Source organism: Bacillus amyloliquefaciens DSM 7 = ATCC 23350 (assembly GCF_000196735.1).
GTDB lineage: Bacteria > Bacillota > Bacilli > Bacillales > Bacillaceae > Bacillus > Bacillus amyloliquefaciens.
Window position 1 is genome coordinate 1,634,312 of the sequence record NC_014551.1, and the last position, 23,542, is coordinate 1,657,853.

General features: G+C 48.0%; 23 protein-coding genes. 21 read left to right on the forward strand and 2 right to left on the reverse strand.

Going from position 1 to position 23,542, the window contains the following annotated elements; all coding sequences use genetic code 11:
- Nucleotides 1-69 precede the first annotated feature (69 nt).
- The 4 genes from cobA (at nt 70) to amyS (ending at nt 3,788) form a co-directional block, all read left to right on the forward strand.
- A complete protein-coding gene (gene cobA, locus BAMF_RS28800; protein ID WP_013352205.1) occupies nt 70-843 on the forward strand; it encodes a uroporphyrinogen-III C-methyltransferase in 774 nt (257 codons plus the stop codon).
- A complete protein-coding gene (locus BAMF_RS28805) occupies nt 844-1,629 on the forward strand; it encodes a sirohydrochlorin chelatase (RefSeq protein WP_013352206.1) in 786 nt (261 codons plus the stop codon).
- Complete coding sequence (locus BAMF_RS28810; RefSeq protein WP_013352207.1) at nt 1,610-2,098, forward strand: precorrin-2 dehydrogenase/sirohydrochlorin ferrochelatase family protein; 489 nt, start codon at nt 1,610-1,612, stop codon at nt 2,096-2,098. The genes BAMF_RS28805 and BAMF_RS28810 overlap by 20 nt, the downstream gene beginning before the upstream one ends.
- Nucleotides 2,099-2,288: 190 nt before the next feature.
- Nucleotides 2,289-3,788, forward strand: a complete 1,500-nt coding sequence (amyS, locus tag BAMF_RS28815; RefSeq protein WP_044051902.1) for an alpha-amylase — start codon at nt 2,289-2,291, stop codon at nt 3,786-3,788.
- 53 nt (nt 3,789-3,841) lie between these two features.
- Here the strand turns inward: amyS and BAMF_RS28820 are convergent, their stop codons facing one another.
- Nucleotides 3,842-5,548, reverse strand: a complete 1,707-nt coding sequence (locus BAMF_RS28820) for an Rqc2 family fibronectin-binding protein (RefSeq protein ID WP_013352209.1) — start codon at nt 5,546-5,548, stop codon at nt 3,842-3,844.
- A gap of 119 nt (nt 5,549-5,667) precedes the next feature.
- Here BAMF_RS28820 and BAMF_RS28825 point away from each other — a divergent pair, with 119 nt between their 5' ends.
- The 17 genes from BAMF_RS28825 to spoVM all read left to right on the forward strand — a co-directional run bounded on the left by BAMF_RS28825 (nt 5,668) and on the right by spoVM (nt 23,223).
- Nucleotides 5,668-8,340, forward strand: a complete 2,673-nt coding sequence (locus BAMF_RS28825) for a calcium-translocating P-type ATPase, SERCA-type (protein ID WP_013352210.1) — start codon at nt 5,668-5,670, stop codon at nt 8,338-8,340.
- An 81-nt stretch (nt 8,341-8,421) separates the two neighbouring features.
- Nucleotides 8,422-9,297 carry a YicC/YloC family endoribonuclease gene (locus tag BAMF_RS28830; protein WP_013352211.1) on the forward strand — a complete coding sequence of 292 codons (876 nt, stop codon included), beginning with the start codon at nt 8,422-8,424 and terminating at the stop codon, nt 9,295-9,297.
- Nucleotides 9,298-9,373: 76 nt separating this feature from the next.
- Entirely contained in the window at nt 9,374-9,643 is a 270-nt protein-coding gene (gene remA, locus BAMF_RS28835) for an extracellular matrix/biofilm regulator RemA (RefSeq protein ID WP_003154355.1), read from the forward strand.
- 7 nt (nt 9,644-9,650) lie between these two features.
- Entirely contained in the window at nt 9,651-10,265 is a 615-nt protein-coding gene (gene gmk / locus BAMF_RS28840; RefSeq protein WP_013352212.1) for a guanylate kinase, read from the forward strand.
- Between the two features lie 3 nt (nt 10,266-10,268).
- Nucleotides 10,269-10,472: a DNA-directed RNA polymerase subunit omega gene (gene rpoZ, locus BAMF_RS28845; protein WP_003154346.1), complete on the forward strand. Its 204-nt coding sequence runs from the start codon at nt 10,269-10,271 to the stop codon at nt 10,470-10,472.
- Between the two features lie 90 nt (nt 10,473-10,562).
- Nucleotides 10,563-11,783, forward strand: a complete 1,221-nt coding sequence (gene coaBC / locus BAMF_RS28850; RefSeq protein ID WP_013352213.1) for a bifunctional phosphopantothenoylcysteine decarboxylase/phosphopantothenate--cysteine ligase CoaBC — start codon at nt 10,563-10,565, stop codon at nt 11,781-11,783.
- The gene (gene priA / locus BAMF_RS28855; RefSeq protein ID WP_013352214.1) at nt 11,780-14,191 is read left to right on the forward strand and encodes a primosomal protein N'; all 2,412 of its coding nucleotides are present in this window, start codon (nt 11,780-11,782) and stop codon (nt 14,189-14,191) included. The genes coaBC and priA overlap by 4 nt, the downstream gene beginning before the upstream one ends.
- Nucleotides 14,192-14,214: 23 nt before the next feature.
- On the forward strand, nt 14,215-14,697 hold the full coding sequence (gene def, locus BAMF_RS28860; protein ID WP_013352215.1) for a peptide deformylase: 483 nt from the start codon (nt 14,215-14,217) through the stop codon (nt 14,695-14,697).
- 4 nt (nt 14,698-14,701) lie between these two features.
- Nucleotides 14,702-15,655 (forward strand): methionyl-tRNA formyltransferase, encoded by a 954-nt coding sequence (gene fmt / locus BAMF_RS28865; RefSeq protein WP_013352216.1) that lies wholly within the window; start codon nt 14,702-14,704, stop codon nt 15,653-15,655.
- A complete protein-coding gene (gene rsmB, locus BAMF_RS28870) occupies nt 15,642-16,985 on the forward strand; it encodes a 16S rRNA (cytosine(967)-C(5))-methyltransferase RsmB (protein ID WP_013352217.1) in 1,344 nt (447 codons plus the stop codon). The genes fmt and rsmB overlap by 14 nt, the downstream gene beginning before the upstream one ends.
- A 3-nt stretch (nt 16,986-16,988) precedes the next feature.
- On the forward strand, nt 16,989-18,080 hold the full coding sequence (gene rlmN, locus BAMF_RS28875; protein WP_013352218.1) for a dual-specificity RNA methyltransferase RlmN: 1,092 nt from the start codon (nt 16,989-16,991) through the stop codon (nt 18,078-18,080).
- Between the two features lie 5 nt (nt 18,081-18,085).
- Nucleotides 18,086-18,847, forward strand: coding sequence for a Stp1/IreP family PP2C-type Ser/Thr phosphatase (locus BAMF_RS28880; protein WP_013352219.1), 762 nt, complete (start codon nt 18,086-18,088; stop codon nt 18,845-18,847).
- The gene (gene pknB / locus BAMF_RS28885; protein ID WP_013352220.1) at nt 18,841-20,784 is read left to right on the forward strand and encodes a Stk1 family PASTA domain-containing Ser/Thr kinase; all 1,944 of its coding nucleotides are present in this window, start codon (nt 18,841-18,843) and stop codon (nt 20,782-20,784) included. Before BAMF_RS28880 ends, pknB begins: the two co-directional genes overlap by 7 nt.
- Before the next feature lie 14 nt (nt 20,785-20,798).
- Nucleotides 20,799-21,689, forward strand: a complete 891-nt coding sequence (rsgA, locus tag BAMF_RS28890) for a ribosome small subunit-dependent GTPase A (RefSeq protein WP_013352221.1) — start codon at nt 20,799-20,801, stop codon at nt 21,687-21,689.
- 1 nt (nt 21,690) lies between these two features.
- Nucleotides 21,691-22,344 (forward strand): ribulose-phosphate 3-epimerase, encoded by a 654-nt coding sequence (rpe, locus tag BAMF_RS28895; protein ID WP_013352222.1) that lies wholly within the window; start codon nt 21,691-21,693, stop codon nt 22,342-22,344.
- A gap of 67 nt (nt 22,345-22,411) precedes the next feature.
- Entirely contained in the window at nt 22,412-23,056 is a 645-nt protein-coding gene (locus tag BAMF_RS28900; RefSeq protein WP_013352223.1) for a thiamine diphosphokinase, read from the forward strand.
- Nucleotides 23,057-23,142: 86 nt separating this feature from the next.
- The gene (gene spoVM, locus BAMF_RS28905; RefSeq protein ID WP_003154329.1) at nt 23,143-23,223 is read left to right on the forward strand and encodes a stage V sporulation protein SpoVM; all 81 of its coding nucleotides are present in this window, start codon (nt 23,143-23,145) and stop codon (nt 23,221-23,223) included.
- Nucleotides 23,224-23,299: 76 nt separating this feature from the next.
- Here spoVM and rpmB read toward each other — a convergent pair whose 3' ends face one another.
- Nucleotides 23,300-23,488: a 50S ribosomal protein L28 gene (gene rpmB / locus BAMF_RS28910; RefSeq protein ID WP_003154328.1), complete on the reverse strand. Its 189-nt coding sequence runs from the start codon at nt 23,486-23,488 to the stop codon at nt 23,300-23,302.
- Nucleotides 23,489-23,542: the final 54 nt, after the last annotated feature.

Here is a 23,542-nt window from a genome sequence, read left to right on the forward strand (position 1 = left end):
GTAAAATAGCTGAAGTGCGGCCTCGCGGCTGTTCTGAGAAGATGTCAAAACGGATCGGGGAGACATGCTATGGGGAAAGTATTTATCGTTGGAGCCGGTCCGGGAGATCCGGACTTATTAACGGTGAAGGCAATGAAAGCCATACAGAAAGCGGACGTTATTTTATATGACAGATTGGTAAACAAAGAGATTTTACAGTATGCAAGAGAAGGAGCGGACCTGATTTACTGCGGCAAGCTCCCGGATTTTCACATAATGAAGCAGGATACGATCAACCGTTTCCTCGTGAAGTATGCGAAAAAGGGAAAAACCGTTGTAAGGCTCAAGGGGGGCGACCCGTTTGTTTTCGGCCGCGGGGGCGAAGAAGCGGAGGCTCTCGCGCAAAACGCCATTCCGTTTGAGATCGTTCCCGGCATTACATCAGGAATTGCGGCAGCTGCTTACGCCGGCATACCAGTGACGCACAGGGAGGCGAGCTCCAATGTCGCTTTCGTTACAGGACATTATAAACAAGAAGACGACTTTGAAGAAAAATGGAAAGCGCTGGCGACGGGCATTGATACGCTGGTGATTTATATGGGAATTAAAAATATCCGGCAGATTGAAAGAATGCTGCTGGAAAACGGCAGAGACGGCGGCACCCCGGCAGCCTTTATTCACTGGGGGACGACGGACAGGCAAAAAACAGTCGTCTGCACCGTCAGCACACTTTCAGACACAGTGATAAAAGAAGAGATCAAAAACCCGAGCTTAATTGTCATCGGTGATGTCGTCAATTATCACTGTAAGCTGGACTGGTTTGAATCTGAACTGAAAAATCTGGATCTGAGCGAGGCGTTGTAAATGAAGCAGGCGATTTTATACATCGGGCACGGAAGCCGGCTGAAAGAAGCGCAGACAGAGTCGGCGGCATTTTTAAAAGGGTGCAGGCCGCACGCAGACGCTCCCATTCAGGAAATCTGTTTTTTAGAACTGCAGGAACCGTCTATTGAAGCGGGATTTGAAGCATGTGTCAAACAAGGCGCCACTCATATTGCCGCAGTGCCTTTGCTCTTGTTGACCGCTGCCCACGCAAAACATGATATCCCGGCTGAAATCGCCCGCGCAGCGGCCCGGAATCCCGATATAAAAGTGACATACGGCGTTCCGATCGGAGTGGATGATGAAGTCGTAAAAGCGGTCCATCATCGCATTGAGGATACCGGAGTGCCGATTGAGCAGGCGAAAGTGGTGCTGATCGGAAGAGGAAGCAGAGATCCGGCGGTTAAACATGCCGTCAGTGAGATTGCCGGAAAACTTGAGGCGATCACATCTGTTAAAGAAGTCATTCCTTGTTTTTTAACAGCCTGTGATCCGCACTATAAAGAAGTGTTTACCAGCCTTAGAGTCGATGACGGAGCACCCGTTTTTATCGTCCCGTATCTTTTGTTTACCGGGCTTTTGATGACTGAGATTGAACGGGAAGTCCAAAAGCTTCAAGCGGTCAATCGGAATGTGCATCTCGCTTCATACTTAGGTTTTCACCCGCATATTAAGCAGGCGTTTTTGAACCGTGTGACAGAAGCTGTTCGAAACCCCGGCGGGCGGTTTGATTTTAAGGGGGGACAGTATGCTGCCTCTTCACATTAATCTCAGCGGAAAAAGAATCATCATTGCTGGCGGGGGCAATGTTGCATTAAGAAGGCTGAAAACGGTGCTTCCGGAAGGCGCTGATATTACCGTGATCAGTCCTGAGGCCCTGCCTGAAATTAAAAAGCTGGCGGATGAAGGACGCATCCGCTGGATTCCCCGGAGAATTGAAATGAAAGATCTCAAGCCCGCTTTTTTCATTATTGCCGCGACAAATGACCGAGGCGTGAATCAGGAGATAGCCGCAAACGCTTCTGAAACGCAGCTGGTCAACTGTGTAAGCAAGGCTGAACAAGGCAGCGTATATATGCCGAAGATCATCCGCAAAGGGCGCATTCAAGTATCAGTATCAACAAGCGGGGCAAGCCCCGCACATACGAAAAGACTGGCTGAAAACATTGAGCCTTTGATGACTGATGATTTGGCTGAAGAAGTGGATCGATTGTTTGAGAAAAGAAGAAGACCATAAAAATACCTTGTCTGTCATCAGACAGGGTATTTTTTATGCTGTCCAGACTGTCCGCTGTGTAAAAAATAGGAATAAAGGGGGGTTGTTATTATTTTACTGATATGTAAAATATAATTTGTATAAGAAAATGAGAGGGAGAGGAAACATGATTCAAAAACGAAAGCGGACAGTTTCGTTCAGACTTGTGCTTATGTGCACGCTGTTATTTGTCAGTTTGCCGATTACAAAAACATCAGCCGTAAATGGCACGCTGATGCAGTATTTTGAATGGTATACGCCGAACGACGGCCAGCATTGGAAACGATTGCAGAATGATGCGGAACATTTATCGGATATCGGAATCACTGCCGTCTGGATTCCTCCCGCATACAAAGGATTGAGCCAATCCGATAACGGATACGGACCTTATGATTTGTATGATTTAGGAGAATTCCAGCAAAAAGGGACGGTCAGAACGAAATACGGCACAAAATCAGAGCTTCAAGATGCGATCGGCTCACTGCATTCCCGGAACGTCCAAGTATACGGAGATGTGGTTTTGAATCATAAGGCTGGTGCTGATGCAACAGAAGATGTAACTGCCGTCGAAGTCAATCCGGCCAATAGAAATCAGGAAACTTCGGAGGAATATCAAATCAAAGCGTGGACGGATTTTCGTTTTCCGGGCCGTGGAAACACGTACAGTGATTTTAAATGGCATTGGTATCATTTCGACGGAGCGGACTGGGATGAATCCCGGAAGATCAGCCGCATCTTTAAGTTTCGTGGGGAAGGAAAAGCGTGGGATTGGGAAGTATCAAGTGAAAACGGCAACTATGACTATTTAATGTATGCTGATGTTGACTACGACCACCCTGATGTCGTGGCAGAGACAAAAAAATGGGGTATCTGGTATGCGAATGAACTGTCATTAGACGGCTTCCGTATTGATGCCGCCAAACATATTAAATTTTCATTTCTGCGTGATTGGGTTCAGGCGGTCAGACAGGCGACGGGAAAAGAAATGTTTACGGTTGCGGAGTATTGGCAGAATAATGCCGGGAAACTCGAAAACTACTTGAATAAAACAAGCTTTAATCAATCCGTGTTTGATGTTCCGCTTCATTTCAATTTACAGGCGGCTTCCTCACAAGGAGGCGGATATGATATGAGGCGTTTGCTGGACGGTACCGTTGTGTCCAGGCATCCGGAAAAGGCGGTTACATTTGTTGAAAATCATGACACACAGCCGGGACAGTCATTGGAATCGACAGTCCAAACTTGGTTTAAACCGCTTGCATACGCCTTTATTTTGACAAGAGAATCCGGTTATCCTCAGGTGTTCTATGGGGATATGTACGGGACAAAAGGGACATCGCCAAAGGAAATTCCCTCACTGAAAGATAATATAGAGCCGATTTTAAAAGCGCGTAAGGAGTACGCATACGGGCCCCAGCACGATTATATTGACCACCCGGATGTGATCGGATGGACGAGGGAAGGTGACAGCTCCGCCGCCAAATCAGGTTTGGCCGCTTTAATCACGGACGGACCCGGCGGATCAAAGCGGATGTATGCCGGCCTGAAAAATGCCGGCGAGACATGGTATGACATAACGGGCAACCGTTCAGATACTGTAAAAATCGGATCTGACGGCTGGGGAGAGTTTCATGTAAACGATGGGTCCGTCTCCATTTATGTTCAGAAATAAGGTAATAAAAAAACACCTCCAAGCTGAGTGCGGGTATCAGCTTGGAGGTGCGTTTATTTTTTCAGCCGTATGACAAGGTCGGCATCAGGTGTGACAAATACGGTATGCTGGCTGTCATAGGTGACAAATCCGGGTTTTGCGCCGTTTGGCTTTTTCACATGTCTGATTTTTGTATAATCAACAGGCACGGAGCCGGAATCTTTCGCCTTGGAAAAATAAGCGGCGATCGTAGCTGCTTCCAATATGGATTGTTCATCGGGATCGCTGCTTTTAATCACAACGTGGGATCCCGGTATGTCTTTCGTGTGGAACCATACATCATCCCTTGCGGCGGCTTTTGTCGTTAAATACTCATTTTGTTTATTGTTTTTGCCGACCAGGATCGTCAATCCCTGTGAAGATTCATACTGCTCCAAAACAGGAACGTGCTGTTTCTGTTTTTTCTGTCCTCTCTGCTGTTTCGGACGCAGATATTTGCCTTCAACAAGCTCCTCTCTTATTTCGTGAATATCCTTTGTGGAAGCGGAGGAAAGCTGCTGAATCAGCTGGTCGAAATAAGCGATTTCCTCCTCGGCCAGACGGATCTGTTCTTTTACAACCTCAACGGAATTTTTCGCTTTTTGATACTTTGTAAAATACATCTGCGCGTTTTCTGACGGTGTTTTGTTCGGATTTAAAGGGATGGCCACCGTCGGACTCTCTTCATCATAATAATTGATGACATTCGCTTCTTTGTCACCTTTTTTCAGCATATACAAATTCGCCGTCAGCAGTTCGCCGTATAACTGAAATTCTTTCGCGTTCTCTGAGTAGTCCAGCGTCTTTTCCAGCTTTTTAATCTTATTGGCGTTCTTTTTCCGTTCATTTGCGACAAAACGCTCGAGATCCTGAGCCTGCTGTTTGACGCGGTCGCGCTCCGCTTTGCCGAAATAAAACCGGTCCAACAGTTCACTCAGTGAGTGAAAGGTGCGCTCCTCTCCATTTACGTGCGTGAGAGACAGAAGATAAAAGTATTCCTTCCCGGCGGCTGTCGTAATGTTCGGTGTAAACCTGCAATCCTTTACGGCATGGAACATGTCTGTCAGCGTCTTCGGCAGCGTTATTTTGTTCGCGAGGCCCGCTCTGTGAACGGCTTCTTTTGCAAACAGCGGAGAAACTCCGGAGAAATGTCTGACAATCTGCTGGTCAAGCCGTCCTTCCTGAAAACTGAGATAACGCAAAATGTCCTCTTCGTCCGCGGCCAGCGGCGAAATTTTTTCCTGAGCGGGAGGGAGCTTGTAATCATAGCCCGGCAGAACGGTCCGGTAGCTGTTCATCGATGGAGATAAATGCTTCAGCCCGTCGATGATGGCTCCTTCTCCGTCAGTCAGAATAATATTGCTGTGCCGCCCCATAATTTCAACATACAGCGTTCTTACGGTCTCGTCACCGATTTCATTTCTGCTTTTTATGCGGAATATCATAATCCGGTCTAATCCGGCCTGTTCTATTTTCTCAATAAATCCGCCTTCTATATGCTTTCTGAGCAGCATACAAAACATTGGGGGCTCGCTCGGATTTTCATACGCCTGGTTCGTCATGTGCACCCGTGAATAGCTCGGATGCGCCGATAATAATAATTTATGGTTTTTTCCGTTAGCGCGGATATGGAATATCACATCGTGCTTAAAAGGCTGATGGATTCTCGTAATCCGGCCTCCGGCGATCCGGCTGTTTAATTCATGTGTCATTCCGTATGTAAACATACCATCAAAAGACATATAAAACACCCTTTCCTTCTTCCTGCATTCGATAATTATAGCATGAAAAGGGACGAGTCAGAATAAGCTTGTTTGTAGAGTGACATCTCTAAAGCGAGCAGGGGGAGTGGACGAGAAGAATGAAGTTTCATGAAATGGGACAAACCGATTTACTGAAAGCAACAAATACGTCCATTAAACAGGGATTGACCGAAAAAGAGGTGAAAAAACGCCTTGAAAAGCACGGACCGAACGAGCTTCAGGAGGGCAAGAGGACACCGGCGATCGTCGTGTTTTTCGCCCAATTTAAGGATTTTATGGTGCTCGTGCTGCTGGTGGCAACCTTAATTTCCGGGTTTTTAGGCGAATATGTAGATGCCGTAGCTATTATGGCGATTGTATTTGTCAATGGGGTGCTCGGTTTTTTCCAAGAGAGGCGGGCGGAAAAGTCTTTACATGCATTAAAAGAGCTGTCAACGCCGTATGTGTCAGCATTACGGGACGGGAGCTGGAAGAAAATTCAGTCCAAGGAGCTCGTTCCCGGCGATATCGTGAAATTTACAAGCGGCGACCGGATTGGCGCGGATGTACGAATCGTTGAAGCGAAGAGCCTTGAAATTGAAGAATCGGCGCTGACCGGGGAATCAATTCCGGTTGTCAAACAAGCTGATAAGCTGAGAAAGCCGGATGTTTCTTTAGGCGATATCAATAATATGGCGTTTATGGGTACGATCGTGACGCGCGGCAGCGGTGTCGGCGTCGTCGTCGGTACAGGAATGAATACGGCAATGGGGAAAATCGCCGATATGCTGGAATCCGCAGGCAACCTTTCAACACCGCTGCAGCGAAGACTTGAAGAGCTCGGCAAAATTTTAATTATCATCGCGCTGCTTTTGACGGTATTGGTCGTTGCAGTCGGCGTTTTACAGGGACATGAGCTTTACAGTATGTTTTTGGCCGGGGTGTCATTGGCGGTCGCCGCGATTCCGGAAGGGCTTCCCGCTATTGTCACGGTGGCGTTATCAATCGGCGTCCAGCGCATGATTAAACAAAAATCAATTGTCAGAAAGCTCCCGGCAGTTGAAACATTGGGATGCGCCTCTGTCATTTGTTCTGACAAAACTGGCACGCTGACACAAAACAAAATGACCGTCACCCATATGTGGTCAGGCGGAAAAACATTTAAAGTGTCAGGCATCGGCTATGAGCCAGCGGGTGAGTTCACGTGTGATGAGCGGGAAATCAAGCCGAAAGATGAGAAGATTCTTGAACAGATGCTGGTGTTCGGCGCATTATGCAATACGTCAGAAATTGAACTGAAAGACGGCCATTATGTGCTTGACGGCGATCCGACAGAAGGTGCGCTGCTGACGGCTGCGAGAAAAGGCGGCTATTCAAACGACTGGCTCAGTGAACAATACCGGGTGGTTGCCGAGTTTCCGTTTGACTCCGTCCGCAAAATGATGACCGTCATCGTAGAAGATAAAGAAAAAAAGCAGTTCGTCATCACCAAAGGAGCGCCCGATGTGCTGATTGACCGTTCGTCACATATGATGCACGGCGGCAGAAGCGCGCCTTTTTCAGGAGAAATGAAAACAGAAACAGAAACGATTCTGAAAGAGCTGGCATCGCAAGCCCTCCGGACGATCGCGATTGCTTATAAACCGCTTAAGTCCGGCGAAAAGCCGACAATGGAGCAGGCGGAAAAAAATCTGACGATGCTCGGTTTGTCAGGCATGATTGATCCGCCGCGTCCGGAGGTCAGACAGGCCATTAAAGAATGCCGTGAAGCAGGCATTAAAACGGTAATGATTACAGGTGATCACGTCGAAACGGCAAAGGCCATTGCAAAAGATTTGCGGCTTCTTCCGAAAAAAGGACGTGTGATGGACGGCAAGACGCTGAATAAGCTTTCGGAGAAAGAGCTTATCGAGACGGTTGATGATGTCTACGTATTCGCCCGCGTGTCACCTGAACATAAATTGAAAATCGTCAAAGCGTTCCAGGAAAACGGACACGTCGTCGCTATGACGGGTGACGGGGTAAATGACGCGCCGGCCATAAAGCAGGCTGATATCGGCGTTGCCATGGGCGTGACGGGAACGGATGTGGCGAAGGAAGCCTCCTCTCTCATTCTTGTAGATGATAACTTCGCCACAATTAAATCAGCCATAAAAGAGGGGAGAAATATCTATGAAAATATAAGAAAATTCGTCCGGTATTTGCTCGCCTCCAACGTCGGTGAAATTTTAGTCATGCTGTTTGCGATGCTTCTCGCTCTGCCGTTGCCGCTCGTTCCGATTCAGATCTTGTGGGTGAACTTAGTCACTGACGGGCTGCCGGCGATGGCGCTCGGTATGGATCAGCCGGAAGATGACCTGATGAGGCGGAAGCCGCGGCATCCGAAAGAAGGGGTATTTGCGAGAAAACTGGGCTGGAAAGTCGTCTCAAGAGGGTTTTTGATAGGAGCCGCAACCATTTTAGCGTTTATCATCGTCTATCACCGCAACCCTGAAAATCTGCCGTATGCACAGACCGTCGCATTCGCGACTCTTGTCCTGGCTCAGCTTATACACGTGTTTGACTGCCGGAGCGAAACATCTGTTTTTTCCCGGAATCCGTTTGAAAATATCTATCTGCTCGGCGCCATCGTTTCTTCTATTTTCCTGATGGTCATCGTCATCTATTATCCGCCGCTGCAGCCTATTTTCAAAACAGTGCCGATTACGCCGGGCGATTGGATGCTTATTGTCGGTATGTCGGGCATACCTACTTTTTTGCTGGCGGGTTCACTTTTGACAAGAAAAAAATAATTCCATATGATATAATCTTAGGGGTAATAGCATGTCTATTGCCCTTTTATTTTGATAACGGGAAAGAATTGGGTGTTTCATATGATACGGAGTATGACAGGCTTCGGCAGCGCAAGCAGCACAAAAGGCGATCTCTCGGCAACCGTTGAATTGAAATCCGTCAATTACCGGTTCAAAGAAGTGAACGCCCGTCTGCCACGGCCTTTGCTATATGTAGAGGATAAGCTGAAACAAATGATATTGCAGCATATACAGCGCGGAAGAGTAGAGCTGTTTCTCACTGTAAACAGTGACGCGCTCATAAAAAGAAGCCTGAAAATTGATTGGGAGCTCCTTGATGAATATGTGAGCGCCGCACGTGTCATGAAAGAGCGCTACAGTCTGGCCGCAGAACCCGATGCAATGGATTTCTTTACATTTGAACATATTGCGCAGATTCACGAAGAGCAGATGCGTGATGACAAGCTTGAAGAAGTCATCAGGGAAGCCGCTGAACTTGCGGTAAAGGAACTTTGTGACATGAGGGAAAAAGAAGGCCGGCTTTTGGCGGAAGACTGTTTTCTGCACATTGGGCGGCTTGAGACGCTGTCCGAACAGGTGAAAGACCGCGCTTCGGCCGTTGTTATTCATTACCGCGAGCGTCTTTACGCCCGCATGAAGGAATGGACGGAGGACGCACTCGATGAAAGCAGGCTGGTCACGGAATGCGCCATTTTCGCCGACCGTTCCGATATTACGGAAGAAATTACCAGATTGAAGAGCCATTTTGTTCAATTCCGTGATATATTAAAAGAAGGCGGGGCAGTCGGACGCAAACTTGATTTCCTCGTGCAGGAGCTTAACCGCGAAGCGAACACGATCGGCTCAAAAGCCAATGATCATCAAATCACAAAGCTTGTCGTGGAAATGAAAAGTTCTATTGAAAAATTGAAGGAACAAGTGCAAAATATAGAATAGCGACTGTGCGTATTGTTTACAGACGGTCTCTTCGGGTTACACTAGAGACGTCTATTTTACAGGGGGAACGTAGAAGATGACGATTAAACTGATTAATATCGGATTTGGCAATATCATCTCCGCCAATCGGATGATTTCGATTGTCAGCCCGGAGTCTGCGCCAATAAAGCGAATGATTCAGGATGCAAGAGACCGCGGAATGCTAATAGACGCTACATACGGACGAAGAACCCGTGCAGTTGTCGTCATGGATAGTGATCACATTATCTTATCTGCCGTCCAGCCTGAGACAGTTGCACACAGACTTTCTGTGAAAGAAGAAATTATGGATGAAGGGCAGGGGTAATTGCCGCATGAAAGAAAGAGGGTTATTAATCGTTCTCTCAGGTCCCTCAGGAGTTGGAAAAGGAACGGTTCGGCAAGCAATATTTTCACAAGAAGACACGAAATTTGAATACTCAATTTCAGTCACGACGAGAAACCCGAGAGAGGGCGAGGTCGACGGCGTCGATTATTTCTTTAAATCAAGAGATGAATTCGAACGCATGATTGAAAACAACAAACTGCTTGAGTGGGCGGAATATGTCGGCAACTATTACGGAACGCCCGTCGATTATGTCGAACAGACGCTTCAAGAAGGAAAAGACGTCTTCTTAGAGATTGAAGTGCAGGGCGCGCTCCAAGTGCGGAATGCATTTCCGGAAGGCCTGTTTATCTTCTTAGCGCCGCCGAGTCTTTCTGAGCTGAAAAACAGAATCGTGACAAGAGGAACTGAAACCGACGATTTAATTGAAAACAGAATGAAGGCCGCCAAAGCTGAAATCGAAATGATGGACGCGTATGATTATGTCGTGGAAAACGATGACATCCAAACGGCTTGTGATAAGATTAACGCAATTGTTCTCGCCGAGCACTTAAAGCGTGAACGCGTTGCTCCGAGATATAAGAAAATGCTGGAGGTAGAATAACTTATGTTAGATCCGTCAATTGACTCTTTAATGAATAAATTAGATTCTAAATATACGCTGGTGACTGTGTCTGCAAGACGCGCGCGCGAAATGCAGATCAAAAAAGACCAGCAGATTGAACATACTATTTCTCACAAATATGTAGGCAAAGCTTTGGAAGAAATTGACGCGGGCCTGCTTTCGTTTGAAAGAGAAGACAGCGAATAACCAGCACACGTAGCAACCTATCTCTACATAGGTTGTTATTTTTTTCCGTTTGGAATTTGTCCAATGCTTTCATAAAGGGGAGAAGACTTCATGAAAAACCGAAACATTCTGCTATGCGTCAGCGGAGGGATTGCCGTTTATAAAGCTTCTGCGCTTACGAGCAAACTGGTTCAGGCCGGTGCGAACGTAAAAGTGATTATGACTGAGTCCGCGCGTGAGTTTGTTTCTCCGCTGACATTTCAGGCGCTGAGCCGGAATGAAGTGTATACAGATACATTTAAAGAACAAAATCCGAAAGTTATTTCGCATATAGATGCCGCTGACTGGGCGGATTTAATTATTGTCGCGCCCGCTACGGCAAACGTCATCGGCAAGCTTGCCAACGGAATTGCTGACGATATGCTCACAACGACGGTGCTGGCAGCGGAGGCCCCGGTCTGGGTGGCGCCTGCGATGAATGTCCATATGTATGATCATCCGGCGGTGAAGCGGAACATCTCCGTGCTTTATCAGGACGGCGTCCGCTTTATCGAGCCGAGTGAAGGCTATTTGGCATGCGGATATGTCGGCAAAGGAAGATTAGAGGAGCCGGAGCTTATTGTTGAGCGTGTCAGAGAGCATTTTAAGGAACCTGAAGACGATGCGCCGCTGAAAGGAAAACATATTGTCATTACGGCTGGCCCGACGCGCGAAGCCGTGGACCCCGTCCGCTTTTTCACAAATAAATCCACCGGCAAAATGGGCTATGCCGCTGCCGAAGCTGCCGTCCGTCTCGGTGCGCGGGTGACGCTGATTTCAGGCCCTGTGTCATTAGAGCCGCCTCGGGGGCTGTATCAGTTCCTTCCCGTGCAATCAGCAGCAGATATGAGAGAAGCCGTGCTTTCTGTGTTTGATTCATGCGACATCGTGATTAAGACGGCGGCAGTGGCCGATTTTACGCCGGCGTCTGTTTCTGATCACAAAATGAAGAAGAAAGACGGTTCACTCGTGATCGAATTCAACCGTACGGCAGACATACTGAAAGAACTGGGCGAACGGAAAACACACCAGCTTCTGGTCGGATTCGCGGCTGAAACGCAAGACGTCGAACGCTATGCGCGCAGAAAACTCGAACAGAAAAACCTTGATATGATCGTTGCGAATGATGTGAAAGCCGAAGGAGCGGGGTTTGGCACAGATACGAATGTCGTCACCTTCTATTTCCGGGACGGAAGAAAACGGGAGCTTGCGCTTATGTCTAAACTTGACGTTTCCTTTGAAATGCTGAAGGAAATGACCGCTTTGAAAGCAGAGGACCAAAAACCCGTATGAATGTGGCAGAAGTCATTGTCGATGTCAGCTCCAAAAACATTGACAGGCCCTTTGATTACAGAATTCCCGATCATTTAAGAGGGATGATCGAAGTCGGCATGCGGGTGATTGTCCCGTTCGGCCCGCGCAAGCTTCAAGGGTTCGTGACCGGTTTGAAAGATTCGTCTGAATTAAACGGCGGGCAAATGAAGGAAGTCGAGAAGCTTCTTGATTTGACACCCGTTTTGACGGAAGAGCTGATGCAGCTGTCTTCATGGCTTTCTGACAAAACGCTGTCGTTTAAAATCACGGCGCTTCAGGCAATGCTGCCGGCCGCGCTGAAGGCGAAGTACGAGAAAGAGCTGAAAGTCGTTGACGAAGAAGCGCTGACACCGGACATCAGGCAGCTTTTCAGAAATCAGAAGAGCCTTCTGTACTCAGATATTACCGATGAACGCATTCTTTCGGCACTGCAAAAATTCGTGCGCAAAGGAAGCATTGATGTCACCTATAAAGTCGCCCAGAAAACGAATAAAAAAATGATCCGCATGATTGAGGCGGGGGCAGACAAAGAAGAACTCGCCCGGCACGCAGATTCATTGACAAAACAGGCTTCTAAACAGCTTGCCGTGCTTACTTATTTTATTGACGGTGGAGCAAAGATTTCCGCGGCTGAGCTTTGCCAAAAGACCGATTCCAGTTCAGCGACGCTGAAAACGCTTCTTAAAAAGGGGCTTCTTACGGAAAGCTTTGAGGAGGTTTACCGCGATCCTTATCAGGACAGAATGTTCAAAAAAACAGAACCTCTCTCTCTTACTGAAGAGCAACAGGCCGCTTTTGAGCCGATTAAGAAGGCCGTAGCCGATCATGTTCATCACGTCTTTCTGCTTCACGGTGTGACAGGGAGCGGCAAAACGGAAATTTACCTGCAATCTATTGAAAAGGTGCTGGCTAAAGGAAAAGAAGCCATCGTGCTCGTTCCGGAAATCTCATTGACGCCGCAAATGGTCAATCGTTTTAAAGGCCGCTTCGGTTCACAGGTTGCGGTCATGCACAGCGGATTGTCCACAGGTGAAAAATACGATGAATGGCGGAAAATTCAGCGTAAGGAAGTAAAGCTTGTCGTCGGAGCCAGGTCGGCCATCTTTGCCCCATTTGAAAATCTCGGCATGATCATTATTGATGAAGAGCACGAATCCTCCTATAAGCAGGAGGAAATGCCGCGGTACCATGCAAAAGACGTAGCCATACGCAGGGCCGAGCATCACAGCTGTCCGGTCGTCCTCGGGAGCGCCACGCCGACATTGGAGTCATTCGCACGGGCGAAAAAAGGCGTTTATGAGCTGCTCCCGCTGAAACACCGCGTAAATCGCCAGCTCATGCCGGATGTATCTCTCGTTGATATGAGAGAAGAACTGCGAAACGGAAACAGATCGATGTTTTCAAAAGAGCTGATGGAACAGCTGGAGGAGAAGCTTGCGAAAAAAGAGCAGGCCGTTCTCTTTCTGAATAAACGGGGATATTCTTCGTTTGTGATGTGCCGGGACTGCGGTTATGTGCCCCAATGTCCGCATTGCGACATTTCAATGACCTATCACCGCTACGGACAAAGGCTCAAATGCCATTACTGCGGCCATGAGGAGCCTGTTCCGGGAACGTGCCCGGAATGCGGCAGTGAGCATATCCGCTTTTTCGGCACGGGAACGCAGCGTGTAGAGGAGGAGCTTACCAAAGTGCTGCCTCAGGCGCGCGTGATCAGGATGGATGTGGACACGACCTCAAGAAAAGGCGCTCATGAAAAGCTATTGTCAGCTTTCGGTGAAGGAAAAGCGGATATCCTGCTCGGTACGCAAATGATCGCAAAAGGGCTTGATTTTCCGAACGTGACGCTCGTCGGAGTATTAAGCGCAGATACGACGCTTCACATCCCTGATTTCAGGGCGGCGGAGAAGACATTTCAGCTGTTGACGCAGGTAAGCGGACGGGCCGGGCGGCATGAAAAGCCGGGAACGGTAGTCATACAAACGTACACACCGTCTCATTACAGCATTCAGCTGACGAAAACGCATGACTATGAAACTTTCTTTCAGCAGGAGATGGCGCACAGGCGGGCCCAGTCATATCCGCCTTATTATTACGTGGCGCTGGTGACCGTTTCTCATGAAGAAGCCGCAAAAGCCGCGGTCACCGCTGAAAAGATTACAAACTATTTAAGAGCGGGATGCGGACCGGACACGAAAATTCTCGGGCCGGCGGCTTCCCCGATTGCCAGGATCAAAGATAGATATCGCTATCAATGCGTGATAAAATACAGACAGGAAAACGAGTTGCAGATTCAGTTGAAAAAAATTCTGGAGCATTATAAACGCGACATTGCGCAAAAGCATGTAATGATTTCAATTGATATGAATCCGTACATGCTGATGTAACATTAGTTTTGGAGGGCAAAATTTTGGCTGTGAAAAAAATCGTCACACACCCGGCGGAGGTTCTGGAAACACCTGCCGAAGAAGTGACAGTGTTTGATAAAAAATTAAAAAAACTGCTTGATGACATGTACGATACGATGCTCGAAATGGATGGCGTCGGCCTTGCCGCGCCGCAAATCGGCATTTTAAAAAGAGCGGCCGTCGTGGATATCGGTGAAGAAAGCGGCCGGATCGATCTTGTAAATCCGGTCATTCTTGAAAAGAGCGGTGAACAGATCGGAGTCGAGGGCTGCTTAAGCTTTCCGGGAGTATACGGTGAGGTCACCCGCCCCGATTACGTAAAGGTGAAAGCTTATGACCGTAAAGGAAAACCGTTTATTGTAGAAGCGGAAGGTTTTTTGGCCAGGGCCATCCAGCATGAAATGGATCATTTAGAAGGCATTTTATTCACATCAAAAATCACGGCTTACTACACTGAAGAAGAACTGGCAGAAATGGAAGGATGATTGGATGACAAGGATCGTTTTTATGGGAACACCCGACTTTTCAGTTCCCGTGCTGCGCACACTTATTGAAGACGGATATGAAGTAGCAGGGGTCGTTACGCAGCCTGACCGCCCGAAAGGCAGAAAAAAAATCATGACGCCTCCTCCTGTAAAGGCTGAAGCTGAACGCCACGGTATTCCCGTGCTTCAGCCCGAAAAAGTAAGGCTTGAAGAAGAAATAGAAAAAGTGCTCAGCCTGAAGCCGGACCTGATTGTTACGGCGGCATTCGGACAGATTTTGCCCAAGCAGCTGCTGGACGGCCCGAAATACGGCTGTATCAACGTGCACGCTTCACTTCTGCCTGAATTAAGAGGCGGAGCGCCGATACATTATTCGATTCTTCAAGGCAAAAAGAAAACGGGCGTGACGATCATGTATATGGTTGAAAAGCTTGATGCGGGCGATATGATTTCTAAAATCGAAGTGGAAATTGATGAAACAGATAACGTCGGCACGCTCCACGACAAATTAAGCGTAGCGGGGGCGAAGCTTTTGTCAGAGACCGTTCCGAACGTCATTTCCGGAAATATTAAACCGATCAGGCAGGACGAATCAAAAGCGACTTACGCGCCTAACATTAAGCGCGAGCAGGAGCGGATTGATTGGACAAAGCCCGGAGAAGACATTTACAACCAGATCAGAGGCTTAAACCCTTGGCCTGTCGCCTATACAACGTTGAACGGACAAAACATCAAAGTGTGGGCATCTGAAAAAGTTGCGGCCAATACTGAAGCAGCGCCGGGAACTGTCATCCGTGCGGAGCAAAACGGCATTGTCGTTGCATCAGGAAACGGCACCGCCCTTTTGATCACAGAGCTGCAGCCGGCGGGAAAAAAACGGATGAAGGGCGAGGATTTTGTAAGAGGCAAAAATGTGCAGTCCGGTGACGTGTTAGGAGCAGCAGATGAAGAAAATTAATGTCCGGGAGCTTGCCCTTGAAGCGCTTGAAAAGCTTGAGCAAAATCAGGCATACAGCAACCTGCTTCTTACATCGGTTATCAAAACGAACACGCTCAGCGATCAGGACCGAGGACTGCTGACAGAGCTTGTCTACGGAACGCTGCAAAATAAAATCGCTTTAGACTATATGCTGAAGCCTTTTATCCGCAAGCCGAATAAGGTGAAGCCATGGGTGATTCAGCTGCTGCGTCTGTCCGCATATCAAATGGAGTATTTAGAAAAAATTCCGGACCGCGCCGCCATCCATGAAGCGGTTGAAATCGCCAAAAAACGCGGGCATAAGGGCATCGCATCCTTTGTCAACGGCATCCTCCGCTCTCTGCAGCGTGAGGGGGCGCCGTCATTCGCTGAAATCGAAGACCCGGTTCTCCGTCTTTCAACAGAGACGAGCCATCCCGAATGGCTCGTAAAAGAGTGGGTCGAAGCGTACGGCTTTGAGACGGCTGAAAAGATCTGCCGGATTCATCTCGTTCCGCCGAAACAGACGCTCCGTGTCAACCGGATCAAGGCTGACAAGGAAACGCTGCTGAATGAGATGGAGAATGCTGGTCTGGAAGCGGAAGCCGGAGACCTTTCTCCTGATGCGATTAAGCTTTTAAAAGGAAGCATCGCGAGCACGGAATTTTTCCAAAACGGGCAAGTATCCATTCAGGATGAGAGCTCAATGCTTGTCGCGCGGGCGCTGGATCCGAAACCGGGGGAAACCGTGCTTGACGCATGCGCCGCACCGGGAGGAAAGTCGGCTCACATCGCGGAACTGATGAAGAACGAAGGCAGCCTGACGTCACTTGATCTTCACCGACATAAAGTGAAGCTGATTCAAGAGGGAGCAGAACGGCTCGGACTTACGATCATCGACGCGCAAACGATGGATGCAAGGAAAGCGGGGGACGCTTTTGGCGCAGAACGGTTTGACCGGATTCTCGTTGATGCCCCGTGCTCAGGCTTCGGAGTTATCAGAAGAAAACCCGATATGAAATATACGAAGACGCCGGAGGACAGCAGACGGCTGTCAGAGATCCAGCTCGGCATTTTAAGGGAAATCGCCCCATTAGTAAAAAAAGGTGGCACACTCGTATACAGTACGTGTACAATGGATCGGACAGAAAATGAAGAAGTTATGCATGCGTTTATACAAGAACACCCTGAGTTTGAACCCGATTTGTCTCTTGAAAAGCGGCTGCCTGAAAAGGCGAGACCCTTTGTTCAGGATGGAAGCCTTCAAATTCTTCCGCATTATTTCGGAACAGACGGTTTCTTTATTAGCAGCATGAGAAAGAAGGGATAAAAAATGACACAATTAAAAAAGACAAGCGTAAGGAAAGAGCTGCGGACTGAGCAGCCGTCCATTTACTCTTTTGAATTAGATGAAATCAAACAATGGCTGACCGAGAATGGCGAAAAACCGTTCCGCGCAGCACAGATTTTTGAATGGCTGTATGAAAAACGGGTGTCTTCATTTGATGAAATGACAAACCTTTCAAAAAGCCTGCGTGAAAAACTCGAGAGCAATTTTGTGATGACAACAATGAAAACGGCTGTAAAGCAGACGTCACAAGACGGCACAATGAAATTTTTATTTGAGCTTCATGACGGTTATACAATTGAAACGGTTTTAATGAGACATGAGTATGGCAATTCTGTATGTGTAACGACACAGGTCGGCTGCCGCATCGGCTGCACATTTTGTGCGTCAACGCTCGGCGGATTGAAACGGAATCTTGAAGCGGGAGAAATCGTCGCTCAAGTCGTGAAAGTGCAAAAGGCGCTTGATGAAACGGATGAACGCGTCAGTTCAGTCGTTATCATGGGTATCGGAGAGCCGTTTGATAATTTCAATGAAATGCTCGCTTTCTTAAAAATCATTAACCATGATAAAGGGCTGAATATCGGTGCGCGTCATATTACGGTTTCCACAAGCGGCATCATTCCGAAGATATACGATTTCGCAGATCAAAAAATGCAGATCAATTTCGCGATTTCTCTGCATGCCCCGAATACGGAGATCAGAAGCCGCCTGATGCCGATTAACAAAGCTTATAAGCTTCCTGACCTTATGGAAGCTGTCAAATATTATATTGAGAAAACAGGCAGACGGATCAGCTTTGAATACGGCTTGTTCGGAGGCGTAAATGATCAGGTCGAACACGCAGAAGAGCTTGCAGAACTGTTAAAAGGCGTTAAATGCCATGTCAACTTAATTCCTGTAAACTATGTGCCTGAACGGGATTACGTCCGCACACCGAGAGATCAGATTTTCGCATTCGAAAAAACGTTAAAATCCCGCGGTGTAAATGTCACGATCAGAAGAGAGCAAGGCCATGACATTGACGCGGCCTGCGGTCAGCTTCGCGCGAAGGAGCGTCAAGACGAGACGAGGTGAAGAGGTTGATTACAGCCTTGAAAACAGATACAGGTAAAGTCCGCCAGCATAATGAAGATGCGGCGGGCATTTTCACAAAAGAAGAAGCGGTGCTTGCGGTTGTCGCCGACGGCATGGGCGGTCACCTTGCCGGAGATGTGGCGAGCAGGATGGCGGTTGCAGCGATGGAAGAGCAGTGGAACCAGGCTGAAACGGTTCCTTCACTGCCGTCTGATTGCGAGGTTTGGCTGAAAGACCGGATTCATGAGGCGAATGCCAAGGTATATGACCACGCTAAAGCGAATGAAGAATGCCGGGGAATGGGCACAACCGTTGTCTGCGCCTTATTCACGGGGAAATTTGTCACTGTCGCCCATATCGGAGACAGCCGGTGCTACCTGCTTCAAGACGGGGAATTCACTCAGCTGACTGAAGACCATTCGCTTGTGAATGAGCTGGTCAAGACGGGAGAAATTTCAAAAGAGGACGCCGAGCATCATCCGCGGAAAAATGTACTGACGAGAGCGCTGGGGACTGATGAAACCATCAGCCCCGACGCCCGTTCGTTTGAGCTTTCTGACGGCGATCAGCTGCTTTTATGCTCTGACGGACTGTCAAATAAAATAGAAGATCACGAGATCAAACAAATGCTTCAAGCCGAATCTGCGCCTCAGGAAAAGGTAGACCTTCTCATCAGCAAAGCGAATCAAAACGGCGGCGAGGACAACATCACGGCTGTATTGATTGAGCTTTCCGCAGATGCAAAAGAGGGTGAAGACAAGTGCTAACCGGCAAGCGGATCAGCGGGCGTTATCATATCCTCCGGCCCATTGGCGGCGGCGGAATGGCGAACGTTTTTTTAGCTGAGGACATCATTCTCGAACGTGAAGTCGCAATTAAAATCCTGCGGTTTGACTTTGTGAATGACATTGATTTTATCAGGCGTTTCAGAAGAGAAGCACAGTCGGCATCAAGCCTTGATCATCCGAATATCGTCAGTATTTACGATATCGGGGAGGAAGGCGACATTTATTATATTGTCATGGAATATGTGGAAGGCATGACGTTAAAGGAATACATAACCGCACACGGACCGCTTCATCCGAAAGAAGCGCTGTCTGTTATGAAGCAGATCGTTTCAGCCATCGCCCATGCCCATCATAACCATATCGTGCACCGGGATATCAAACCGCACAATATTTTGATAGATCATTTAGGCCATATCAAGGTGACGGATTTCGGCATCGCCACAGCCCTCACTTCGACGACAATTACACATACGAATTCTGTGCTCGGCTCGGTTCATTATTTGTCTCCGGAGCAGGCGAGAGGCGGTCTGGCAACGAAAAAATCGGATATTTACGCGCTCGGCATCGTGCTGTTTGAGCTTTTAACAGGCAAAATGCCTTTTGACGGAGAATCAGCCGTCAGCATTGCGTTAAAGCATCTGCAAGCAGAAACGCCTTCCGCCAGAAAGTGGAACCCTTCCATTCCGCAGAGCGTGGAAAACATTATTTTAAAGGCAACCGCCAAAGATCCGTTTCACCGCTATGAAAGCGCAGAGGACATGGAAGCGGACATCAGAACGGCTTTTGACGCCGGCAGGCTGAATGAACAAAAATTCTCCGTGCAGGATGATGAGGAAATGACGAAAGCGATTCCCGTTATTACTGACGGTGCGATAGCCGCGCTTCAGGCGGAAACGCCGGCAGAGACGGATGATAAAGAACAGCCGTCCGCCAAAAAGAAGAAACGGAAATGGCCGTGGGTTTTGCTGGCTGTCTGCTTTATTTTCATAATGGCGGCTGTTCTTGCAGTCACCGTGTTCCCGTCTTTGTTTATGCCCAAAGAGGTAAGCGTCCCCGATGTACGGGGCATGAAGTACGAAAAAGCGGAAGCCCTGCTTGAAAAGAACGGCCTTCAAGCGGATCCTGATATGACGGACATTGAAGATGAAAAAATCGAAGAGGGATTAATGGTCAAAACTGATCCGAAAGCGGGTTCTGCCGTTAAAGAAGGCTCTTCTGTAAAGCTGTACAAAAGCATCGGGAAACCGAAAACCCAGCTGATTGACGTGAAAGGCCGGCCGATCGATGATGCGAAAAAAACGCTTAAGGATAAAGGCTTCAAACATGTCAATGTAAAAGAAGAGAACGATGACAGTGCGGCTGGCACCGTAATTGATCAGAACCCATCAGCCGGAACCGACATGGTCGTAAGCGATGATAAAGTCAGCTTAACAGTCAGCCTCGGACCGGCGGACGTTACGCTGAGAGACTTAAAAACATACAGTAAAGAAGCGGCTTCCGGGTATCTTGAAGATAACGGCCTGCAGCTTGTTGAAAAGGAAGCTCACTCAGATGACGTGCCTGAGGGACAGGTCATGAAGCAAGAGCCGGCAGCCGGCACTGCGGTTAAGCCGGGAAGTGATGTTGAAGTAACGTTTTCGCTCGGGCCTGAAGAAAAACCGGCGAAAACGGTAAAAGAAAAAATCAGCATCCCCTACGAACCCGAACATGAAGGGGACGAGCTCGAAGTGCAAATCGCCATCGATGATAAAGACCACAGCATCTCTGATACGTATGACTCGTTTAAAATAAAAGAGCCGACTGAAAAAACAATTGAACTGAAGATTGATCAGGGACAGAAGGGGTATTATCAAGTGATGGTCGATCATAAAGTCGTCAGCTACAAAACGATTGAATACCCGAAAGATAATGACTGACAAGGAGGGACCGTATGCCTGAGGGCAAAATTATTAAAGCGTTAAGCGGATTCTATTACGTCCTGGATGAATCACAGGACAAGATCATTCAATGCAGAGGACGGGGCATTTTCAGAAAGAATAAAATAACGCCTCTGGTCGGCGACTATGCCGTTTATCAGGCTGAAAATGATAAAGAAGGCTACCTGCTGGAAATCAAAGAACGAACAAACGAGCTGGTCAGGCCGCCGATATCAAATGTCGACCAGGCCGTTCTCGTCTTTTCCGCCGTTCAGCCGGCGTTCAGCACGTCCTTATTGGACCGTTTTCTCGTTCTTGTGGAAGCCAACGCCATTCACCCGATCATCTGCATAACCAAAATGGACTTAGCTTCAGACGGAGAATCGAAAGAGAAGATTCTTTCTTACGTGAAAGACTATCAGGCGATCGGTTATGATGTATATGTGACGTCGTCAAAAGAAAACAGCGGCTTAACAGGCATTGTGAAACACTTCGCGAATAAAACCACGGTGTTTGCCGGGCAGTCCGGAGTCGGAAAATCTTCGCTTTTAAATGCGATCAGTCCGGAGCTTGAGCTGAAAACAAACGAGATTTCCACGCATTTAGGACGCGGGAAACATACGACACGCCATGTGGAGCTCATTCATACCTCAGGCGGTCTTGTGGCGGATACTCCGGGGTTCAGTTCACTTGAATTCACCGGCATTGAGGAAGAAGAGCTGGGCAGCACGTTCCCTGAGATCAGAGAAATAAGCGCCTCATGCAAATTCAGAGGCTGTCTGCATCTGAAGGAGCCGAAATGCGCGGTAAAGCAAGCGGTGGAAGAAGGAGACATTCAGCCGTACCGCTATGAGCATTACAAAGAATTTATGCAGGAAATAAAAGAGAGAAAGCCGAGGTATTAATATGATTAAGGTTGCGCCATCAATTCTTTCCGCCGATTTTGCTTCACTGGGCGAGGAAATTAAAGACGTGGAAAAAGGAGGAGCGGACTATATCCATATTGATGTCATGGATGGCCATTTCGTCCCTAACATTACAATCGGACCGCTTATCGTTGAAGCCGTCCGTCCGGTGACTGATCTGCCGCTGGATGTTCATCTTATGATTGAAAACCCGGACCGCTACATCCCGTCATTTGCAAAAGCCGGTGCGGATATCCTTTCCGTCCACGCTGAGGCGTGTCCGCATCTTCACCGGACCATTCAATTGATAAAAGAGCAGGGGATAAAAGCGGGAGTTGTGCTCAATCCGCATACGCCCGTTCAAATCATTGAACATGTGATCGATGAGTTGGACCTTGTGCTGTTAATGACGGTGAACCCCGGTTTTGGAGGTCAGCGCTTTATTCACTCGGTTCTTCCGAAAATCCGTCAAGTCAAACAGATGGCAGAGGAGAAAGGCCTCTCTGAACTTTTAATCGAGGTGGACGGGGGCGTTAATAAAGAAACAGCTCCTTTATGCGCTGAAGCGGGCGCTAATCTGCTTGTTGCCGGGTCCGCCGTATATAATCAGCCGGATCGGAAAAAAGCCATCGCTGAGATCCGAAACGCAGAATAAACATGCTGATAAAGAGCCCGGTGAAAGCCGCCGGCTCTTTTCGCGTCTGAGAGGGAAAGGAAAACATATGAAGACAATCAATATCGTTGCGGGCGGCCCTCGGGAGTTTATTCCCGATCTGTCCGAGTACACAGACGGAGATACGACGTGGGTCGGAGTGGATAAAGGGACGGTCGCTCTTTTGGAGGCCGGAATCGTTCCGCAGGAAGCTTTCGGTGATTTTGACAGCATTACGGAAGAAGAGCTCCTGCAGATTCAAAAAGCGGCGCCGGCCCTCCATGTGTATCAGGCGGAAAAAGATTATACCGATCTTGAACTCGCTCTTGACTGGGCTTTACAAAAAGAACCGGAGAACATTCGGATATTCGGTGTGACGGGCGGAAGAGCAGATCACTTTTTAGGGAACATTCAGCTTTTGTATAAAGCTTTAAATAAGGATACGGTTGTCAAGCTGATCGACCGGCAGAATGAGATTCAGATGTTCGAACCCGGCCGCTATACAATTGAAGAAAAAGTGCGCAGACGCTATATTTCTTTTATTCCGTTTTCGGAAGCCGCAGACGGCCTGACACTCATCGGTTTTAAATATCCCCTGGATAATTGTCATATTCCCCTGGGTTCCACACTATGTATTAGTAACGAACTCATTCATTCACGAGGTACTTTTTCGTTTGCAAAAGGCATATTAATAATGGTAAGGAGCGCGGATTAGAAAAGCGGCTTCTGCCATATGCGGAAAAAACCATGAATCCTAAAGTGATGAACGCAGCGGATACGGGACTTATAGGAGGGGACAAAATGAAATTTTATACCATTAAATTGCCGAAGTTTTTAGGAGGAATTGTCCGGGCGATGCTGGGCTCATTTAGAAAAGAGTAAGCCCAAGAAGCTGAATTGCCCTCTTTGAACGCATAAAAAACGCCTGCCGCATAAAAGGGCAGGCGTTCATTTTTGCTTATACACGCTCAACTTTACCGGATTTTAAAGCCCGGGCAGATACATACACTTTTTTAGGTTTGCCGTCAACGAGGATGCGGACCTTTTGAAGGTTGGCGCCCCAAGTACGCTTAGAAGCGTTCATTGCGTGAGAACGGTTGTTTCCGGCTTTTGTTTTTTTACCTGTAATAAAACATTTACGTGCCATTTGTTTCCCTCCTAACTGCGCGAAACATCTTTTCAAACATAGTGTCTCAGATGC

Bases quoted from the DNA above. Each gene is read 5' to 3' on its own strand.
- BAMF_RS28805 (WP_013352206.1), top strand. From the start codon at position 844: ATGAAGCAGGCGATTTTATACATCGGGCACGGAAGCCGGCTGAAAGAA.
- BAMF_RS28900 (WP_013352223.1), top strand. From the start codon at position 22,412: ATGAAGACAATCAATATCGTTGCGGGCGGCCCTCGGGAGTTTATTCCC.
- remA (WP_003154355.1), top strand. From the start codon at position 9,374: ATGACGATTAAACTGATTAATATCGGATTTGGCAATATCATCTCCGCC.
- rpmB (WP_003154328.1), bottom strand. From the start codon at position 23,488: ATGGCACGTAAATGTTTTATTACAGGTAAAAAAACAAAAGCCGGAAAC.
- cobA (WP_013352205.1), top strand. From the start codon at position 70: ATGGGGAAAGTATTTATCGTTGGAGCCGGTCCGGGAGATCCGGACTTA.
- BAMF_RS28825 (WP_013352210.1), top strand. From the start codon at position 5,668: ATGAAGTTTCATGAAATGGGACAAACCGATTTACTGAAAGCAACAAAT.
- spoVM (WP_003154329.1), top strand. From the start codon at position 23,143: ATGAAATTTTATACCATTAAATTGCCGAAGTTTTTAGGAGGAATTGTC.
- rsgA (WP_013352221.1), top strand. From the start codon at position 20,799: ATGCCTGAGGGCAAAATTATTAAAGCGTTAAGCGGATTCTATTACGTC.
- rpe (WP_013352222.1), top strand. From the start codon at position 21,691: ATGATTAAGGTTGCGCCATCAATTCTTTCCGCCGATTTTGCTTCACTG.
- fmt (WP_013352216.1), top strand. From the start codon at position 14,702: ATGACAAGGATCGTTTTTATGGGAACACCCGACTTTTCAGTTCCCGTG.
- rsmB (WP_013352217.1), top strand. From the start codon at position 15,642: ATGAAGAAAATTAATGTCCGGGAGCTTGCCCTTGAAGCGCTTGAAAAG.
- coaBC (WP_013352213.1), top strand. From the start codon at position 10,563: ATGAAAAACCGAAACATTCTGCTATGCGTCAGCGGAGGGATTGCCGTT.
- rlmN (WP_013352218.1), top strand. From the start codon at position 16,989: ATGACACAATTAAAAAAGACAAGCGTAAGGAAAGAGCTGCGGACTGAG.
- amyS (WP_044051902.1), top strand. From the start codon at position 2,289: ATGTGCACGCTGTTATTTGTCAGTTTGCCGATTACAAAAACATCAGCC.
- rpoZ (WP_003154346.1), top strand. From the start codon at position 10,269: ATGTTAGATCCGTCAATTGACTCTTTAATGAATAAATTAGATTCTAAA.
- BAMF_RS28810 (WP_013352207.1), top strand. From the start codon at position 1,610: ATGCTGCCTCTTCACATTAATCTCAGCGGAAAAAGAATCATCATTGCT.
- BAMF_RS28830 (WP_013352211.1), top strand. From the start codon at position 8,422: ATGATACGGAGTATGACAGGCTTCGGCAGCGCAAGCAGCACAAAAGGC.
- gmk (WP_013352212.1), top strand. From the start codon at position 9,651: ATGAAAGAAAGAGGGTTATTAATCGTTCTCTCAGGTCCCTCAGGAGTT.
- BAMF_RS28820 (WP_013352209.1), bottom strand. From the start codon at position 5,548: ATGTCTTTTGATGGTATGTTTACATACGGAATGACACATGAATTAAAC.
- priA (WP_013352214.1), top strand. From the start codon at position 11,780: ATGAATGTGGCAGAAGTCATTGTCGATGTCAGCTCCAAAAACATTGAC.